This is a genomic window from Ammoniphilus soli (genome assembly GCF_040813775.1).
Genome location: NZ_JBEGDL010000032.1, coordinates 22,532 through 41,805 on the forward strand (window position 1 = coordinate 22,532; position 19,274 = coordinate 41,805).

Below are 19,274 nucleotides of genomic sequence, written 5' to 3' on the forward strand. Positions count from 1 at the left end.
CTTACAAACTACTAAATCATTCTCTGTATTATATTATATTTAAAATGTTATATAACAGTTTAGGTAAAAAATTACTCTTCGATATCTACACAGCACTCAACTGCTTCTTTGTAACTGGTGTGTTCTAGACTACAAGCTCGGCATATATTTCTCATTTCTAGTTCATCCATTTTACGAAAGATAACTACAGGTGTTTGCTTGGATTGGATATCAAGAGTTCCTCGTTTATTGGAGGTAAGGGTTAAAATTTCATTCCCATACACAAAAGTGGTGCCTTCCATTTGATCAGTAGTTCTTCCTAACCCTCTATTCTGGTAAATCCAACGTTCTACTAATTCTTTTCCTGTTGCTTTCGTAAGTTGCATGTTCTTAACACCCTCTCTCAATCTGTTATACACAAATAATAACACAATAATTAATTTTTGCAACTGTTATACAACATATTTTTTAGACAATATATCTTTTTTTATCTCAGCCGCGATGGTTGTACAAAAAAATGTGTTATAACATACGATTCCTCCTTTTCTTTGCTAAGTAAACGTAAAGTAATTCATTTGTGAATTTCTTGAAAAAAGTCCTTGGAGAAATTCCTATTTCCCCAAGGGAAGGAGGGAGTTGCAGTTATCATTACTTCTATAGAGTGTCAAACACTCCATAGATTGCTCGTGCATTTACACAGAGCAATCTTGTAGTGTTTGACATTCTGCATTTAGTCTGGGATAAACCAATAGATCTACCCTTTGCTTTAATAATACAAACTCTCGCATCGTTGGCATTTCGGACAGATTTTCATTAAATCGGATTCTATATAATGATGATTACAATAGGATTGAATCTTCTCTAAATCCTTTTTAAGCCTATTTATATCGCTTTCTAAACGGCGAATATCATTTTTTATCCGTATAACGAAGTTCATATTAGTTCACCCCAGGTTTGAAGTCTGCTACTCTCCATCATTTCCTATTCTTCTAAATTCCTTTGCTTTTTCTTCTAAACCGTTTTCAATAGCAAACTCTTCGGAAATTCCCTTTTCTTTTGCGTACTCTCTTATATCCTGTGTAATTCTCATACTGCAGAATTTGGGACCGCACATCGAACAGAAATGAGCTGTTTTAGCCCCTTCAGCGGGAAGGGTCTCGTCGTGGAATTCCATAGCTCTTTCAGGATCTAATGAAAGATTAAACTGGTCTCGCCAACGAAACTCAAAACGAGCTTTCGAAAGCGCGTCGTCTCTTCTTTGTGCTGCCGGATGTCCTTTAGCTAAGTCAGCTGCGTGGGCAGCGATCTTATAGGCAATAACCCCATCCCGAACATCTTCTTTGTTAGGAAGACCAAGATGTTCTTTTGGTGTGACATAGCACAGCATGGAAGTACCATACCAGCCGATCATGGCCGCTCCGATAGCTGAAGTAATATGATCATAGCCCGGGGCAATATCGGTTGTTAGTGGTCCGAGTGTATAAAACGGAGCTTCATGACATATCTCCAATTGTAAATCCATATTCTCTTTAATTTTGTGAATCGGAACATGGCCAGGCCCTTCTATCATGACTTGGACATCATGCTTCCAAGCAATTTTGGTCAATTCACCTAATGTCCGCAATTCTGCAAATTGGGCTTCATCATTGGCATCCGCTATGGAACCCGGTCGGAGTCCATCTCCTAAAGAGAATGAAACATCATAAAGCTTCATAATTTCACAAATCTCTTCAAAGTGAGTGTAAAGGAAATTTTCTCGGTGATGGGCCAAACACCAAGACGCCATAATGGAACCACCACGAGACACAATCCCCGTTACCCGTTTGGCTGTCAAAGGAATGTACCTTAAAAGCACTCCTGCATGAATAGTAAAGTAATCAACGCCCTGTTCCGCCTGTTCTATGAGCGTATCACGGAAAATGTCCCAAGAGAGATCCTCCACTACTCCATTCACTTTTTCAAGAGCTTGGTATATCGGAACAGTACCGATCGGAGTCGGCGAATTTCGAATAATCCATTCTCGGGTCGTGTGAATATTTTTCCCTGTCGATAAATCCATAATGGTATCCGCACCCCAGCGGATTGCCCAAGTCATTTTCTCCACTTCTTCTTCAATCGAGGATGTCACGGCAGAGTTACCGATATTTGCATTGATTTTAACATGGAAGTTTCTTCCTATAATCATCGGTTCACTCTCAGGATGATTGATGTTCGCTGGAATGATTGCCCGGCCGCTTGCTACTTCGCTGCGTACAAATTCAGGAGACACCCCCTCACGAATGGCGATAAACTCCATCTCAGGAGTAATAACTCCTTTTCGTGCATAATGTAGCTGCGTTACATTGCAATTTTCCCTTGCACGAAGTGGTTTTCTATTCAAATTGGGAAACATTTGTGGGACGGATTGCGAGTCCTTAGATCTTAAACCATCGTCTTCTGGTTTTCCCTCTCTGCCGGCATATTCTTCGACATCATTTCGTTCCATGATCCACCTGCTACGGATCGATGGAAGTCCTTGGTGAATATCCACGGTAAAGGTTGGATCCGTATATTTTCCGCTCGTATCATAGACATGGAGCGGTGAATTTTCTTCCTCCCCTGATGGACTTAAGGAGATCTCTCGTACAGGAACTTGAATATCCGAACGAGTCCCCTCTAAATAAATCTTTCGACTCCCGGGAAAAGGAAGAATACTAGGTTGGTTTGATAGAATTAGATCCGTTTTCAAGTTTGGTTTCCTCCTTAGTTATTTCACCGTAATGACGGCACTGAGATCTAGTCGTGTTATCATGACGTTCGTACCAGTGTTTGTTTTATTATAGTATCTGATAATTCATATAAAGTCAACAAATATATAAGTATTATAAATTATAAAATTACTACGCATTAAGGGCACTCTACTAACTTACCCATGGAATTCCATATAACCACCATAAACAAGTTCATAGATATTCCTTATTCCTTTTAACCTGTAAATCTCTCAGTTTGAAATGGGCGCAAGTCTATACCGTCCGGATTCTTTCCTTCCATTAAATCAGCCATCAACTCCCCCGTAATGGGACTTAATAAAACCCCGTTGCGAAAATGACCCGTAGCCACAAACAGTCCTTTACATTGATGATGTTCCCCAAGATAAGGAAGCCCATCAGGCGTTTGAGGACGCAGTCCTGTCCAAGCTTTTTCCCATTCTGCATGAACGATGCCTGGCAGCAATCTTTTCGCTTTTTCTATCAGCGTAGCAATCCCCTCTACTGTTACTTCTCGATTATAGGTATTCTCAATCATGGTGGCCCCCACCACCAGGCGACCACCTCTTTTAGGAACTAAGTAACAGCCATGTGAGAATATAGTGGACTCCAATAAGGGGGTTGGGGTCAGTACAGAGAAGCATTCTCCTTTGACCGGATAAACAGGCAATCGGATTTCCATCCGTTCTAACCACCGGCCACTCCATGACCCTGCTGTAACGATTACTTGCTCGCAGGTCACCTGTCCGTGATTTGTCACAACACCAGATATCCGGTTATCATCTATCACTAGAGATTCAACCTCAACAAACTCTCTTATATCAGTCCCTAATATGGCAGCAGCTCGAGCAAAGGCCAATGACAATTCAGGGGCTAATACTTGTCCATCATCTGGTAGATAGATAGCCCCCCGGATGGAGTCGGACAACCCTGGTTCCCTTATCCTGAGTTCTTTCTGAGTTAACCATTCTACCCGTTGATCCTCCTTTTTCTGAGCAACCATTTCTCGATGAAGCGCCTCCTCCTCCTCCAGAGAACAAGCGATCTTAAGCATCCCTTTCCTTACCAATCCCACATCGATTCCGCATAACTCCTTCAATTCTGCCGCTAGCACAGGAAACATAGCTCTACTTTTGATGGCTAAATCAAATAGAGGACCCGTGTCGAATCCCATCTCGGCTTGAGCTGCTATCATTCCTGCTGCCGCACCGGAAGCTTGGCTGGCTAGCCTCCCCTTTTCCAGCAATACAACTTTTTTACCTCTCTTGGACAGTTGATAGGCAATCGAACTTCCCATCAGCCCCCCTCCGACTATGGCAACGTCATAGATGGATCTCATGTTTATCCCCTTCCCCTTCTTTTACCAACCCCTTACGGCCATTCTCTCGTTCTCGAGGAGACGCGAGATCTCTATACCTTTCATGGCTGTACCCAAATTTTTAGATAGCTGACCAATCAGTTCATAATCCAAGTAATGTGTCGTTGCTTCTACGATAGCTCTTGCGAATCGTTCAGGGTGTTCTGATTTAAAAATGCCGGAACCGACAAAAACACCATCTGATCCTAAGTGCATCATCAATGCAGCATCAGCGGGCGTAGCTACACCCCCAGCAGCAAAATTAACAACGGGAAGCTTACCTTGCTTATGGATATATTCCAACAACTCAAAAGGAGCTCCTAGATTTTTCGCTTCAGCCATGAGCTCATCAGGGGACAGGGATTGAACTTTACGAATCTGGCTTTGCATCGTCCGTTGATGCCGTACCGCTTCCACGATATTTCCCGTTCCAGGTTCTCCTTTTGTCCGAATCATGGAGGCACCTTCTCCGATCCTGCGGAGAGCCTCTCCTAAATCACGGGCACCGCAAACAAAAGGAACGGTAAATTCTTTTTTATTGATGTGAAAACATTCATCCGCTGGTGTTAACACTTCACTTTCGTCAATATAGTCTACGCCTAAAGCTTCAATCACTTTGGCCTCCACAAAATGACCGATCCTGGCCTTTGCCATCACCGGAATTGTAACCGCATCCATAACCTCTTGAATAATAACGGGATCTGCCATTCGCGCTACTCCACCCTCCGCACGAATATCTGAAGGAACACGTTCCAAAGCCATGACAGCCACAGCTCCAGCCGCTTCTGCAATCTTTGCTTGTTCAGCGTTAACCACATCCATGATCACACCTCCCTTTTGCATCTCCGCCATCCCCCGCTTAACATTAGTTGTTCCATACTTCTCCATATTCATCACGCTCCCCTAAGGTTTTAAATGCTTTTCCGTATATTAAAGTGATTCGCCCATTAAAACATAATGATGTACGGACCAGATGATTCAAAAAAGGTTTCTATTCAAAATCAACGTTAGTCGTGTTCTTGCGATTCATTTTCATGACAAAAGAATACATATCGGAACGGTATAATCCTTTGTAATACTCCACCAAATGTCCTTCTGGATTGGTTATCATCCGTTCAATGATTAACAAACACATGGAATCATCCACTCCTAAATCTATGGCATCTTCTTGGCTGTAACCACAAGTAATGATTTGTTCTGCTTCCCAAAGAGAAACCCCAAGGTCACTTTCCAAAACATCATATAAGATTGTTGAATTTAAATCGTAATAGGCCAATTGACATCCTATTTCTAACGGATAATAATGTCTTTCAATCGCAACAGGTAAATTGTCTTTAGAACGTAATCGCTTAATGTGATATGACTTTTCATCGAAGCCATGTACATTTTGGATATTCTCTGGAGGTGTAACTATACCACAATCCAGTAATTGGATTTTTAAATTTTTAATAATTTCAGTATAACTGGTCATAAGCAGCCAGTCTTGAACAGGTTTCATCGATACAAAAGTACCCTTTCCATGCCTCCTTTCTACTATACCTTCACGCACTAAAGTAGAAACAGCTTCTCGAACCGTACTACGACTAACCGAGTACATTTCCATAAGATCTTTTTCACTGGGTATTCTATCTTTAAATTGACCTTGTAAGATTCGGGTTTCTAAAATGCTTTTTAATTGAACATGAAGCGGGATTGGATTATCAGCATCTAACCCCATAAATATCCCTCCTAACCTTCTTAAGATAGTGACGTACGTACCACTTAGTTTTTATTTTATACTAAACAACCTAAATAATCAAATAATTAATTCGCTTAAATTCTTGATTAAAGAGTATAAACCCGTACAAAACAAAAGGAGATAAATAAGATACTTAAAATATAAGGGAGATATCTTATTATGGATACAATTGCCTACTTTCACACCCATAATAGCAATAGGGATCATGACAAGAAGAAGAGGAGCGATATCCACACTCATTCTCCCGTTCAACGCGAAAATACTTAAGGAAAAGGGATAAATAAAAAAAAGAAAACTAATTCCCGTAGCTCGAAATTGATCTCGTTGATGAATTTTCGCGGATAGAACTAGCATAATAGGAGGACCCGGCAAGCCAACACTAGAAGTCAACAATCCGGAAAGCGCCCCAAAAATCCAATCATGTTTCGTCCATTTTTCCATCAGTTTTTGTATGAATGGACCAATGAATAAAAGAAAGGTAGAAAACAAAATAACGAGACTGACTACCACTATAAAAGAGCGGTGATCAAACAAACCAATCATCCATCCGCCAATAGGCAAGCCCACAAAACTTCCCACTAAAAGACGCTTTAGTAAGGGTTTATCCGTGTCCTTCCACACAGTCCTAACACTCCAGCTCAACGTAAAAAAAGAAATACACGACACTAATGGAATAGCCCAATGCGGATCAAAAAAAATCGTTAAAAAAGGTATGGCTATTAAAGCAAATCCAAAACCGGTCAACGCCTGCAATAGAGCGGACAGGAAAATAATCATGGAAGCTACCAGCCATTTAACATGGAAAAGTGAAGTAATTTCATCCATCTTGTATTTTTCTCCAAAGTTTTTTTCACTGCCCTCTCCGCTTGCCCATTCATATGTCTGAACAATCTAGCTACTCCATATTCGTTTATTTTCGGGTCATTTTCATGACAAAAGAATACATGTCTGAACGAAACAGCCCCTTATAATATTCCACGAGATTTCCATCCAGATCAGAAATCATTCGCTCGGTAACCAACAAACACATCGAGTCAGAAATTCCTAAGTGCTCTGCGTCTTCTTTACTGGGGTTCGTACAGGTAATGATTTGTTCCGCGTCCCAGAAATGAATACCTAAATCTCCCTCCAACACATCATAGAGGACAATCTCGTTTAAATCATAACCAGACAACTTTTGTCCAATCTCTAAAGGGTAATAATGATTTTCTATGGCTATCGGAACATTCCCTTTAAACCGCAATCTTTTAATGAAGGTCGCTTGATCGTCAAATCCACTAACATTTTCTAAGTTTTCAGGAGTTGGAACCACTTGCACATCCAATAGTTTTATGCCCATTTCTTTAATGACTTCACTAAAACCCGTCATCTTTAGCCATTCTTGGACAGGTTTCATGGATACAAAGGTTCCTTTCCCATGCCGCTTTTCTAGGATCCCTTCATGGACTAGCGTGGAAACAGCTTCTCTAACCGTACTCCTGCTAATCGAATACATATCCATTAGTTCTCTTTCACTAGGTATTTTATCTTTGTAGTGCCCTTGCAATATTTGATTTTCCAATATATCCTTTAATTGGACATGTAAAGGAATAGGGCTTTTGATATCTAATTCCAAAAAAAACACCTCCGAATTTAATTTTTAGGATAGCGACGTTCGTACCAGTGCTATCTTAATTATATTACAGTATACAAAAACAATCAAACGTCCTAATAGCAACTTACTTTTCATGCGAATCAGTTACAGTACCAAAGTAAAGAAGATAGAGCTCAATTTCCTTACATGGAAATCTCGGCCCTATCTTTTTTCGTTCGTTTCTGAAACCGGGCCCTTTTTAAATCATGTCTATGATGGACCCCTTTTGATTACAAAATTTTAAATAAATGTTCATGAGATAAAGGACACGATCGTCTGGGAATAAATCGAACATGAGTCGATTGATAACCAATTTATCTTCATGCTTCTGAAAAAGAATTTGCCTATCCTCAGATAATGGATGGTCTAATAAATAGGCACCCTCGAAATCTTCCATACTATCAATATACTTACGGGTACACACTCCTATCAATTGTTCGAATCCCGATTTATCCCGACATTCTCTTGTTATTCCAATACCTCCCATAGGTGATATTTCGATGTTCCAAAGGTAAAATTCGGCCTGAAACTTTTCAAATCCTAGATTCAATGTTTTCACCTCCTTTATTAACCTAAGTTGGTCTTCAAATGAAATGCAACAAAACTTTTTTCATCCGCTCCATGTATGTTGTAAAAGAGCTAATGTGTAATGATGTCTAAGATTTCTTCTCGGATATTAATGAAACTCTTTTCAGATTTATATAACCTACTCATTCCATCCCGCAGTTCATAAGGAATATGGCTCTTCATCTCTTTAACTATTCTTCCTGGCCTAGCAGACATAACGACAATATGCGTTCCTAGTAAAAGGGCTTCCTCCACATCATGGGTAATAAAGAAGAAGGTTTTATGGGTATCCTTCCATATCTTCCTTACATTTTCTTGCATTTGCTCCTTTGTAATGGGGTCTAATGCTCCAAATGGTTCATCCATCAACACAACCCTAGGATTATTCGCAAGTACACGGGCTATAGAGGCTCTCTGCTTCATTCCGCCTGATAACTCGTATGTTGCAGCTCTCTTAAATTGAGATAAACCCACCATATCAAGATAATGATCCACAACCTTATTTCTTTCTTCTGCTTTCATATTGTTCATCTTAAGGCCAAATGCCACATTCTCTTCAATTGTTAACCACGGGTACAGAGTATGCTGCTGAAAAACGACTCCTCTATGCCGATCCGGCCTTGAAGACATAGGGTTACCATCAAGTAAGATTTCTCCAGATGTAGGTTGCTGGAATCCAGCTAGGATTCTTAATAAAGAAGTCTTACCGCATCCGGAAGGTCCTAGCACACATACAAAGCTACCTTCTTCAATATTTAAATGAATATTTTGTAAGGCCCTAACTGTCCGTGAGTCAGACTCATAGATTAATTCAAGATTATGAGCTTCGATTACATTCACTTTATTAGCTGTGCTCTGCATAAGATTCCCCCATACCAGGATTATTGGGTTGCAGTTTGAGTGACAAATTCAGCGCGTATTGCCTCCTTATAGATATCGATCGGAGGGGCGGACGGAATCGTTTTTTGAATAACCATAAATTCACCCGTATCCATTAACGCATTTGCAAATGCTCCCTTTTTCTCGGACGTACCAAGGTATTCATGGCTTGCCTGTTCAGATGCATCTAGCCAAATCAATTGCGACATATAGAGTTCTGCTTCAGGTTCAGACACATTTAATTCTTTAGCCATTGCCTTTACAGCCTCATCCTTTGAACTTCGATAAAATTTAACAGACTGATCCAGTGTCTCAATATACTTTTGAACAAGGTCAGGATGTTCCTCAATGAAAGTTTTGCTAGCCACGCATACGTCTGCTGTAATAATCCCCTCTTTTGCCAAATCCCGGCTAGTTAATAAGATTTCTCCATTAGATTGCAGTATACTTCCTAGAATGGGATACCATACATACCCCCCATCGATGTGGCCTTGCTTGTAAGCTGCTAGCATATCTTGAGGCTGCATATCTAATAGAGTCAACTGAGAAGGATCTATGTCATTTACCTTCAATGCGGATAGAAAACTATAATGAGTTGTAGAACCAAATGGCACCGCTATCTTCTTTCCTATAACATCATGAATGGACTTGATGCCTTGGTCCTTGTTAACAACTAATGCTTCATTATCACCGATTACATCATGTAGCCAAATCACCTGGTACGGAAGATTTTGTGCTACCCCTGTAGCAACAGAGCTTGAGCCGATTAAACCGATATCGATTCCTCCAGATGCCATAGCTGTATTCACATCCCTTGCGGAATCAAACTGTTTAAGTGTCACTTTTACCCCTTTAAAATTCTCCTCAAATAGACCTAAGGATTTTGCGAGTAACTCTGCGTTAGGAATGACTTGATAACCTATACGAATCTCTTTGGCCTCCTGATCATTCGAATTGCCTGACTGACCTGTAGATTGAGCTCCACATGCCGATAACATCACCATTAACCCAATTACGATCAGCAGTTTAAGTTTGGCACTATTCAAATCGACACCCCCATTTATTATCAATCTTTACCTTTCCAAGGTATCGCCTTGGTTTCAATGACGCGGATCATTCTATCAAGCAAGATACCTGTAAGACCCATAATAATAATCCCGACAAACATCACGTTACTTTGCAAATACTTACTGGCATCCAGTACCATCCATCCAATTCCAGATGTCGACGCTACCATTTCTGCAGCTACTAAAGTTGTATAAGTAAAACCAATTGCCGTGCGCATTCCAGTGAAAATTTCGGGCAAGCAAGAAGGAAAAATGATAAAGCGGAATACTTGCCACTTATTTGCACCTAAACACTCTGAAGAATGAATTCTATCTTTTGAGACCCCTTTCACTCCAGACATCGCAGAAATGTACATAGGTGCAAACGCAGCTAGATACAGAAGCGCAATTTTAGACTCATTTTCGATACCGAACCATAAAATCAATAACGTGTAGTATGCCAAGGGAGGGAGCGGTCGGTAAAATTCTACCAGAGGATCGAATGCGGCCCTTATCTTGGGAGAATATCCGCTGATCAGTCCTAGCGGTACCGCCGTAACTAAGGCCAGTCCAAATGAAACAAATAACCGAAAAAAACTATCATATAGATGATACAAGAGACTGTTCCCTTTGTATCCGTTAACAAGAATATCCTCAAAGGACTCCCATGTCTTTTGGGGTGATGGAAAAAATGTTTCGGATACCAGATTTGCCTTTGTAATTAGATACCAAGCTAACAGCAATACAAACAAAGATGTGATAGTGATGACCGACTCGCTTTGCCATTTCTTATTGCTTACACCGGGTAAAACGATTGTTTTTCCTCTGCTCTTGCTAGTTTCCTTTACATAATAGCTTGTTTCATTTTCAGTCGCTTGGGGAACCGAATTGTCACTCATTCTTTTTCCTCCATCCACTTGATAAAGAAGCAGTTTTTCTTTTTCAATCCATTGAAATACAAACGTTCGTTTCAATTAACCCCTTCTATTCTTGTCCATATTGACTATACACCGAGATGATGTGAATTAGGAAAGCAGCTGATTCGTTGCAGGACCTTTATGAACCAATCATTGAAAGCGCATTCCATTTTGATCTCATGAAGCACATCTCTTCACCGACAACACATGCCATGAACGAAATCGACTGCTGGCTACATTTCTTCCATCCTCCTCCATTAATAGACATAACAAATAGATACGTCATGATATCGTACCAGTTTCAAGTACTGGAATTTACAGAAACTCTCTTGGTTGCGATATCACAACGTACGTACCAGTTAATAACTGTATTATTACACTTTATATTAAATCTGTCAAATATTTATTATAAATTTCAGAATAGATAACAAATAGGATAAAGTCAAACAATTAGGTGTTACAGGGCTAGAAACTATTACAGTACTACGAGGATATATTTTTCTGGGTACTCTAGCCTTTCTTGAAATGTAGAAACGAAAACGGATCATTTTACTAGGCGGCACAGTGTCTCATATAGTACCCTTGTTCCCAACTCGATATCCTCCCATGAGGTCTCTTCCTCTTCACAATGACTTTTCCCATCTATACTGGGGACAAAAATCATCGCTGTATCGGTGACCCGACTGAGATACATCGCATCATGACCCGCCCCGCTGATCATTCTCATCGAAGGAATTCGTTGTTCCTGACAGACCCTATCAATAACATCTATGACCCGTGGGGAGAACTGGATCGGATGATGGGTAAATATTTCTTCCACGAAAGCTTCCATTTGGTTTTGATGAGACAGGTCTGCTATGATTTGTTTTACCTCTTGGATGCCTTCAAGCAGACCTTCCAGTTTTGAGTGGCGAATATCTACCGTAAAGGTCGTACTTCCTGGTACCGCATTGACAATCCCAGGGGAAGTTTGGATTCTTCCAACCGTTGCCACCGTCCCATCCGCTCGACTCAGAGCCCATTGATAAATCGCCTGAATGATCTGAGAGGAGGTCACAAGTGAGTCCTTTCTCATCGACATCGGTGTTGATCCGGAATGATCAGATTGCCCCAAAATAGTGACTTCCATCCAGTAAAATCCGGAGATCCCTTCGACAATGCCAATCGACCGTTGCTTCGCTTCCAGGACAGGACCTTGCTCAATATGGAGCTCTAGAAAAGCTGAGATATTCTCCGAACGATGACTCCTCATCCCCTGAAAGCCGATTTTGCGAAGCTCATCCTCAAACCGCAAGCCATCACGATCTACACGGTTAAACACATAGTCATCAGTAAAAACCCCAGTTAGTGCACCGCTGCCCATCATCTGCGGGGTAAAGCGGGCCCCTTCCTCATTTGTAAAAGATACCACCTCAACCGGATGAACATGATCGATTCTTTCCTTTATCAGAGTTTCCACAGCCTCAAGGGCACTTAAGACACCTAGGACTCCGTCAAATTTACCGCCTTTTGGCACGGTATCCAAATGAGACCCAACCATGATAACAGGAGCCTGCGGATCCCTCCCCTCCAACCTACCATAGAGGTTCCCGACATCATCCATTCGCACCTTCATCCCTAGCTCTTCCATCCAGGATATGAATAATTGTCTAGCTTCCCGATCTTCTCGGGATAGAGCAAGCCGAGTAACCCCCCCTCTTTCCGTTTTTCCGATTTTGGCCATTGCCTGCATTCGCCTCTTCAGGCGCTCAATATCAATCATTTTATTTTCCTCCTCGCTATATCTCCTAATTAAGAGAACATATAATTCACTGATCGTTGAAATACCATATTCCCATCAATAAACGTTGCCAGGACGCAAATATCTTTAATCTCTTTTTTATCGCATGCAGTTGGATCGATGTCCAAGACGGCAAAATCCGCACACTTTCCGACTTCAATACTGCCTGTTTCGTTTTCCTCAAAATTGATGCGAGCCCCGTAGCTGGTCATCGCCTTTAATGCCGTTTCAACGTCACAAACCTGATTCCGGCCTAGAATCTGTCTCTCCCTCGTTAAGCGATTGACCGCTGACCATACAGAAAAAAGAGGGGAAATCGGTGTGATCGGGCAATCCGAATGGAGCGTGAACAAAATCTCCCTTTCCACCGCATCGGCCAACGGATTCATCCGTTCCGCCCGCTCCGCACCAAGAAATCTCCGCTTATGCCGATCTCCCCAATAATAAACATGGTTAATAAAGAAGGAGACAGCCACGTCAAGCGACTTCATACGATTCAAATCCACGATATTGGCTGTTTGAGCATGCTCGATGCGATGGCGGTGATCCCCACGAGGATGTTTGTATAACGCATATTCAAACGCATCTAAAATCGATTCAATCGCCCGATCCCCATTCCCGTGGATCGCAATCCGATAACCGCGCTGATGCAAATCAAGCACTTCCTGATTAAAAAGACCTTGATCGTGCAAGAGCTCACCATATAAATCCGGTGCACATTCGTAAGGAGTTCGCAGCGCCGCGGTCAAACCTTGGATCGAACCATCCTGAAACAATTTTGCGCTGTCTAGGCGGGCGCGGCCACGCGAACGGGCTTGGATCTCTTGGTCTAGCTGAACCGCAGAATACTCACCGAAAGGAGAACCTTTACGCAAGAGATGGTGCATCACCATCATCCTCATTTTCAGTGGGTTACGGCCTGTTTCAACAGCCTTAAGGTGAGCATTGAACTCGGAAATCCCCTGATCAAGACCAACGCCTGCGTCAGTATTCGTGGTAATTCCAAGAGAAAGATATTCGTGGGCACCATCCCCTACGAGAGTGGCCAGCCGATCCTCAGACAAAACCGGAAGCACGGATTGAACAGTCTCCATGGCCGGAAGCTCATGCAACACGCCATCTAAGCGTCCATTATGATCACGCCCGAAAAATCCGCCTCGCGGGTTTACGACTTGTTCATCAATGCCGGCCATGGCCAAAGCCAGGGAATTGACAGCTGCAAAATGTCCAGAGATATGCCGAATAAATACAGGATGATGGGGGGCAACACGATCAAGCTCCTCCCGGGTTGGATGGCGCATTTCATCTAGCAGGGTATCATCATAGCCCCAGCCCTGGATCCACTCTCCCTGTTGTTTTTCTTGAGCAGCTTCCTTAATCTTGTTGAGAATATCGTTCATATTTTTATTGTTTGGCGTGCTGCAATTCACATGATTTCGAAGCTGGGAATACATCAGCAAATGATTATGCGTATCAATGAACCCAGGGATTAGGGTCATCCCTTTTAAATCAACAACTTCCGTATGCGTAGAGATCTCTATCTCCCCACGAGGAGGCTCGCCTGAATTCCAAATCCCTACAATCCGTCCGTTGGATACAGCTACCGAACCGGCGCGACGATTATGGGCATCCAAAGTGATAACGTTTGCATTTTTTATAATTAAATCGATCTTCATCTCTCATTCTCCTTTTTACAGACAAGTTTTTAAACAGAGATTGATTTTTTATCGTTATAATCCTGAACTTCCTGAACTTCAGCTTTTGCGCTATCCAAATCCTCCCAATAAACCGCTCTCACTTGTTCCGTCTTAGCATGCTTGGTCATCAAACTAACAGTGACAAGCGTGAGCAAAGAGGCGAGAAAGCCAAATGCAGAATGATCGATGCTCAGATCTAAGTAGGGCCAGGAGAGTGTAGCGATCAATGCAGCCATCATGCTGCTTAAGGTTCCGATACTCGTAGCTCTCCGCCAAAACATCGTAGCCAAGAACGGAATAACAAGCACCGTTGCTGATAACCGCAAGGCCCATTGATACATGCTGATGATATCCGTAAGATTAAAGGCGATAATTAAGGCTAAGACGGAGACGATCACGACACTCAAGCGGGACACAAACATCAGATTTTTTTCACTTGCCTTCGGGTTGATCAATCGATGATATAAGCTTTTGGTTAAACTTGAACTCCCTTGCAAAATAAAGGAGTCCGCTCCTGTCATCAGTGCCGAAAGCAATCCTACTAAAATGATCCCTCCGATAGCTGGGGGCAGCAATTCGACGGTGATATAAGAGAATAGCAGGTCAGGCCTCATATCGAGTGGTGCGAATTCCCGAGCAGCAATACCGATCGAAAAAGGCAAAATAGTAATGATCCCCGTAATCATAAAGCCGGTCACGCCTGCCCGCTGGGCCACTTGCTCTGTTTTGGAAGCGAAGATGCGCTGCCATGTGGATTCCCAAACGAGGTAAAAAGGTCCGACAGATAAAGCAAACAGCAGGACTTCACTTAACCCGTCCGGACCGGCAGGACTTATATATTCCGGCTTCACATGGGATAGAATTTGAACTAGACCTCCACCCTTGACGATACTCGCAACAAACAAAATGACAATGCCAATGATAACGATGACACTCTGAATCGCGTCAGTTACGATCGTAGCGGTCAATCCGCCCAAAATCGTAAATCCAAGAATGAGCGCAAACGAGAGTAGGATCCCCATTTTAAACTCCATACCAAAGGCGATCTTAAAGACGGTACTCATCCCTACAATTTGCAGCGCGGTTGTCGGAATCGCATAGATGATTGCGGAAAGAATGGAAGGAATAATCCCTACTCGGTTTCCAAATCTCTCGCTAAACAAATCTGATAAGGTAAACAAGCGTTGTCTACGTAAAGGTTTACTAAATAGTAAAATAAGTAGGATACTAACAAGGATGGCCGGTAAAGCGAATTTGAAAAATCCGGATATTCCTACTGTAAATCCCATGCCAACCCATCCGATAAACACTGCTGCCCCACAAAAGGTACTTATGATCGTCCCTACTATCGACCAAAAGCCCATATTCCATCCCGCAACCAAATATTCGTCCGACGTTTTGACTTTCGTAAAATAATAAAATCCAATGGCAAACATAATGCTAAAGTATACGACGGTATATCCTAAGTACCAGCCCATTTCTTCAACTCCTCGCGTAATTTTCCCCAATGAAGGGAGATGAAAAAAGAACGTCTTCCCCTTTTATAAATCGATGATTCTTGTCCCCTTTCCGTCAGTATTTGTTCCTTTTTATAATAATTCGATAATTATTAATAGTACAATAACCGTATATAGACCATAAACATTAAGGTACTATTTAGAGACATTGACTCTTTATGTATTTTAAAATAAAATTATAAAAAATATAAAATTTTTAATACATTTCATCTAATCTTATTAATTTCATCTGAAAACAGCTAATACATAAACTTTTTGTCTTGGGAGGGTGGGGTCGTGGAGATTCGTGTAACCGTTTTTGGATCACCAGATTTAGTTCAATTAGTAGAACAAATAGCTGCTCAATTTGAGGAACTTACCCTATTTAAGGCTGTGTACGATGATCCCCATCAAGTCATAGACCTAGTAAATAAACACCACCATCATGGGGATATTCTTCTTTTTGCTGCCCCTATTCCCTATCTCATAACAAAAGACTACTTAGAACGAAATGATATCCAATTACATAAACCCCTCATTTTCGTTCCCTATCTAGGGACCTCCATCTATCCTGTTCTCTTTAAAACGCTCAAAGACTTCTACCCCAAATCAACCCAGGACATCACTTTTAGCATTGATTTCCTCCCTCGCTCTGAGTTAAGAGATTGTCTGGAAGAACTGCTATTTAAAGAGGACCAAATGTTTATTAAGGAGTGCGATTTTGACCAGGACTTAAGCGAACTCGTTTCCTTTCACTATCAGCTGTGGAAATCAGGTAAAATTTTGGTAGCTTTAACTACCTTTTACCATGTTTACCAAAAGCTGCTGGAGCTCGGTGTGAGGGCATATCAAATCACCCCAACGAGATCATCCATGCGTACGGCCTTGAAACAAGTGCTACTCGAAGGGAAGAGCTTGCATCAATTAGAGGGACAAATCGCCATTGGCATTATCGGGTTTAGCCATAATGAAGATGCTAAGAAGGGAATGATCTCAGAGTACCAGCTGCGCCGCAAAAAATTAGCCCTAGAACAAATGCTTCTCGATTATGGAGAGGAAATACAAGCCTTAATCAATTGGTCTGACCATGGAGAAATACGGTTCATCACAACGCGTGGTAAGATCAAGCACAACACAAACTTTTTTCAAAAAATACCGATCTTAAGTGAAATCCAAATCAAATTAAACCTATCCGCCTTTCTTGGAATCGGCTTTGGCTCCACTGCCAATGAAGCCGAGATGAGAGCCTATGAAGCCTTCTCCAAGGCAAAGTCGCGTGGCAGCGGAAGCTGCTTTGTAGTGGAATTGGATGGCCAAGTGCAAGGTCCCATCGGCAAGAGCTCCAATCTAAAATATTCAGTCCGAAGTAGTGATCCTGATCTACTTTCCATTTCCAAGCAGGTGGGATTGAGCATTGCTACTATTAATAAACTGCTTTCCTTATGTGACAACGCGGACAAATACAAAATGACGGCTTTTGATTTAGCATCAAGACTTGGCATTACCCAGCGAAGCGCTCGTCGAATTTTGAATAAGCTGGAAGAAAATAAATTTGCGGAAATTGTTGGCGAAGAACAACCGATTAATAAAGGCCGTCCTCGTCAGATTTATACCCTAACTCTTCAGCGATAAGAAATTGTCCAAAATCGAGCTCAAAGTAGCCATTCAAACTGTAGAAAATCTAAAAAGAGATGATGCGACGTCTATCACTTTGATTAGGTCAGTAGGAGCATCCATGGATTTTAGGAACACCACTCGGTAAATGAAAAAAGACTTGAGTCTTCACTTAAGAGACTCACGTCTTTTTTGTTATGAATCCTAAATTTTTCAATACCGTACTCCATTCGTTAAAGCTTATATGACTAATTCTATCATTTTTCTAAATTCATCTTGACTATTTAAAAGGCAAAAGCTAAACTGCGAATAAACAATGGTACGGACATCACGATTTCTATATATTGAATGAACAAATGAATTTTTCGTGAGACATCAAAGAAGGGATGGATGAACATGGAAGTATTAGCATTCTTGCTGGTGTTATGTTCTGGCATTATTCATGCGGTTTGGAATCTGTTCACGAAAACAAGTGTTGATAAAAAAACGTTTCTATGGTTTGTCCATATTATTTCTGGAATTCTGTTGCTTCCTTATTTGATCTCAGAATTGTTACATTCTGATATACCTATGAGAGGCTTTGGCTTCATTCTACTATCAGCTTTAATGCAAGCATGCTATATGATATTTATGTCCAAGGCTTATGAGTTGGGTGAAATATCACAGGTTTATCCAATCATGCGGGGAACTGGTGCTTTGCTGGTACCGGTGATCAGCGTGGTTCTTTTCAACGAATCGTTATCGCTGGTAGGATGGATTGGCCTTTCTTGTATCGTGGTTGGACTGTTCGCTATCAGTGGAGTCCAGTTTAACAACAAAGGCGGAATATTGGAACAATCCGATGGGAAGGGTTCATTGATAAAAGCTATCCTTATGGCTATGCTCGTGGGCGTATGTATCACCGGTTACATACTCATAGATAAGGTAGCGCTCAACTATCTTTCTCCAGTGTCATTAATAGAAGTATCCAATATCTCCATTATCTTGGCGCTAAGCTGGGGCACGCTGCGGTCTGGGAACCTAAAAAAAGAATGGGTGCTTAATTGGAGAACCATTCTCATCGGAAGTGTGTTTACTCCGGGATCTTATCTGCTATTCTTATATGCTATGACGCTAGCTCCACTTTCCCACATTTCTCCTGTACGGGAAATCGGTACTGTATGTGGAGTTCTACTGGGTGTACTGCTACTTAAAGAACAGCAAGGTCTACGGCGGATCATTCTTTCCATCGTCATTACAATAGGAATTATCACTACCGGTATATGGGGCTAGCCGCCTATCCAGTTTTATTAGGAGCAGAAGGAGCATCGGTGGATTTTGGGGACATCCTCTAGTTAAGAAAGACTTGAGACTTCACTTAGAGACTCAAGTCTTTTCGTATTTATACAGAAATCTAGGAATTTCACCTTTTTAAAATTAAATTCACATGGTTAACAGTATTGCTTAAATTCAATATCCTTGATAATTACATTAGCTTCACCATTTGGTGTAGTCAGGAGAATGGGTTCGTTAATTCCTCTTAACATTATTTGCCTTCCAATGGGCGAAAGAAAAGAAACGTATCCACTATCTGGGTTAGATTGATCTGGAAAACAAATGGTATATTTATCCAAATAATTTTCCTTAAGGTAGAGTAAAGTGACTTCACTCCCAATAAAAACAGTATCTAATTTGGAAGAAAAGCTATAATCAAATTCTCTTAAAAATTTTTCCACTTCTAAAATAATATCGACCAAAAAAGTTGTAATCCTTATCTTTAGTTAGTAGCTGCCAGATACAGATCAACTAGGTCGAGTCGATTTCCATCAATAAATATGAGTTGTT

17 protein-coding genes are annotated in these 19,274 nt (G+C 41.4%); 2 read left to right on the forward strand and 15 right to left on the reverse strand.

Annotated features, from left to right (window positions below):
- Positions 1-71 precede the first annotated feature (71 nt).
- From ABLT31_RS31165 to ABLT31_RS31230, 14 genes are all read right to left on the reverse strand, one after another.
- Positions 72-365 (reverse strand): hypothetical protein, encoded by a 294-nt coding sequence (locus ABLT31_RS31165; RefSeq protein ID WP_367759049.1) that lies wholly within the window; start codon positions 363-365, stop codon positions 72-74.
- Between the two features lie 578 nt (positions 366-943).
- Entirely contained in the window at positions 944-2,707 is a 1,764-nt protein-coding gene (thiC, locus tag ABLT31_RS31170; RefSeq protein WP_367759051.1) for a phosphomethylpyrimidine synthase ThiC, read from the reverse strand.
- 236 nt (positions 2,708-2,943) lie between these two features.
- Positions 2,944-4,065: a glycine oxidase ThiO gene (gene thiO / locus ABLT31_RS31175; RefSeq protein ID WP_367759053.1), complete on the reverse strand. Its 1,122-nt coding sequence runs from the start codon at positions 4,063-4,065 to the stop codon at positions 2,944-2,946.
- A gap of 21 nt (positions 4,066-4,086) precedes the next feature.
- The gene (pdxS, locus tag ABLT31_RS31180) at positions 4,087-4,971 is read right to left on the reverse strand and encodes a pyridoxal 5'-phosphate synthase lyase subunit PdxS (RefSeq protein WP_367759110.1); all 885 of its coding nucleotides are present in this window, start codon (positions 4,969-4,971) and stop codon (positions 4,087-4,089) included.
- A 103-nt stretch (positions 4,972-5,074) separates the two neighbouring features.
- The gene (locus ABLT31_RS31185; protein WP_367759055.1) at positions 5,075-5,800 is read right to left on the reverse strand and encodes a GntR family transcriptional regulator; all 726 of its coding nucleotides are present in this window, start codon (positions 5,798-5,800) and stop codon (positions 5,075-5,077) included.
- A 78-nt stretch (positions 5,801-5,878) separates the two neighbouring features.
- The gene (locus ABLT31_RS31190; RefSeq protein ID WP_367759057.1) at positions 5,879-6,646 is read right to left on the reverse strand and encodes a sulfite exporter TauE/SafE family protein; all 768 of its coding nucleotides are present in this window, start codon (positions 6,644-6,646) and stop codon (positions 5,879-5,881) included.
- A gap of 85 nt (positions 6,647-6,731) precedes the next feature.
- On the reverse strand, positions 6,732-7,436 hold the full coding sequence (locus ABLT31_RS31195) for a GntR family transcriptional regulator (protein WP_462976560.1): 705 nt from the start codon (positions 7,434-7,436) through the stop codon (positions 6,732-6,734).
- 217 nt (positions 7,437-7,653) lie between these two features.
- Complete coding sequence (locus tag ABLT31_RS31200; protein WP_367759061.1) at positions 7,654-8,004, reverse strand: hypothetical protein; 351 nt, start codon at positions 8,002-8,004, stop codon at positions 7,654-7,656.
- 89 nt (positions 8,005-8,093) lie between these two features.
- The gene (locus ABLT31_RS31205; protein WP_367759062.1) at positions 8,094-8,882 is read right to left on the reverse strand and encodes an ABC transporter ATP-binding protein; all 789 of its coding nucleotides are present in this window, start codon (positions 8,880-8,882) and stop codon (positions 8,094-8,096) included.
- A 20-nt stretch (positions 8,883-8,902) separates the two neighbouring features.
- Positions 8,903-9,946, reverse strand: a complete 1,044-nt coding sequence (locus tag ABLT31_RS31210; RefSeq protein ID WP_367759064.1) for a taurine ABC transporter substrate-binding protein — start codon at positions 9,944-9,946, stop codon at positions 8,903-8,905.
- Between the two features lie 20 nt (positions 9,947-9,966).
- Positions 9,967-10,920, reverse strand: coding sequence for an ABC transporter permease (locus ABLT31_RS31215; RefSeq protein ID WP_367759066.1), 954 nt, complete (start codon positions 10,918-10,920; stop codon positions 9,967-9,969).
- A 487-nt stretch (positions 10,921-11,407) separates the two neighbouring features.
- Complete coding sequence (locus ABLT31_RS31220; RefSeq protein ID WP_367759112.1) at positions 11,408-12,688, reverse strand: Zn-dependent hydrolase; 1,281 nt, start codon at positions 12,686-12,688, stop codon at positions 11,408-11,410.
- The gene (locus ABLT31_RS31225; protein WP_367759068.1) at positions 12,655-14,319 is read right to left on the reverse strand and encodes an amidohydrolase; all 1,665 of its coding nucleotides are present in this window, start codon (positions 14,317-14,319) and stop codon (positions 12,655-12,657) included. Before ABLT31_RS31225 ends, ABLT31_RS31220 begins: the two co-directional genes overlap by 34 nt.
- 29 nt (positions 14,320-14,348) lie before the next feature.
- The gene (locus ABLT31_RS31230; protein WP_367759070.1) at positions 14,349-15,848 is read right to left on the reverse strand and encodes a sodium:solute symporter family protein; all 1,500 of its coding nucleotides are present in this window, start codon (positions 15,846-15,848) and stop codon (positions 14,349-14,351) included.
- A gap of 285 nt (positions 15,849-16,133) precedes the next feature.
- On the opposite strand from ABLT31_RS31230, the gene ABLT31_RS31235 reads away from it, so the two are divergent.
- Entirely contained in the window at positions 16,134-17,468 is a 1,335-nt protein-coding gene (locus tag ABLT31_RS31235; protein ID WP_367759072.1) for a helix-turn-helix domain-containing protein, read from the forward strand.
- A gap of 378 nt (positions 17,469-17,846) precedes the next feature.
- A complete protein-coding gene (locus ABLT31_RS31240) occupies positions 17,847-18,722 on the forward strand; it encodes a DMT family transporter (protein ID WP_367759074.1) in 876 nt (291 codons plus the stop codon).
- 158 nt (positions 18,723-18,880) lie between these two features.
- On the opposite strand, the gene ABLT31_RS31245 is transcribed toward ABLT31_RS31240, so the two are convergent.
- The gene (locus ABLT31_RS31245; RefSeq protein WP_367759077.1) at positions 18,881-19,186 is read right to left on the reverse strand and encodes a GreA/GreB family elongation factor; all 306 of its coding nucleotides are present in this window, start codon (positions 19,184-19,186) and stop codon (positions 18,881-18,883) included.
- Between the last annotated feature and the right edge of the window lie 88 nt (positions 19,187-19,274).

Coding starts and splice junctions, on each gene's coding strand:
- ABLT31_RS31165 (WP_367759049.1), bottom strand. CDS start 365: ATGCAACTTACGAAAGCAACAGGAAAAGAATTAGTAGAACGTTGGATT.
- thiO (WP_367759053.1), bottom strand. CDS start 4,065: ATGAGATCCATCTATGACGTTGCCATAGTCGGAGGGGGGCTGATGGGA.
- pdxS (WP_367759110.1), bottom strand. CDS start 4,971: ATGGAGAAGTATGGAACAACTAATGTTAAGCGGGGGATGGCGGAGATG.
- ABLT31_RS31185 (WP_367759055.1), bottom strand. CDS start 5,800: ATGGGGTTAGATGCTGATAATCCAATCCCGCTTCATGTTCAATTAAAA.
- ABLT31_RS31190 (WP_367759057.1), bottom strand. CDS start 6,646: ATGGATGAAATTACTTCACTTTTCCATGTTAAATGGCTGGTAGCTTCC.
- ABLT31_RS31205 (WP_367759062.1), bottom strand. CDS start 8,882: ATGCAGAGCACAGCTAATAAAGTGAATGTAATCGAAGCTCATAATCTT.
- ABLT31_RS31225 (WP_367759068.1), bottom strand. CDS start 14,319: ATGAAGATCGATTTAATTATAAAAAATGCAAACGTTATCACTTTGGAT.
- ABLT31_RS31240 (WP_367759074.1), top strand. CDS start 17,847: ATGGAAGTATTAGCATTCTTGCTGGTGTTATGTTCTGGCATTATTCAT.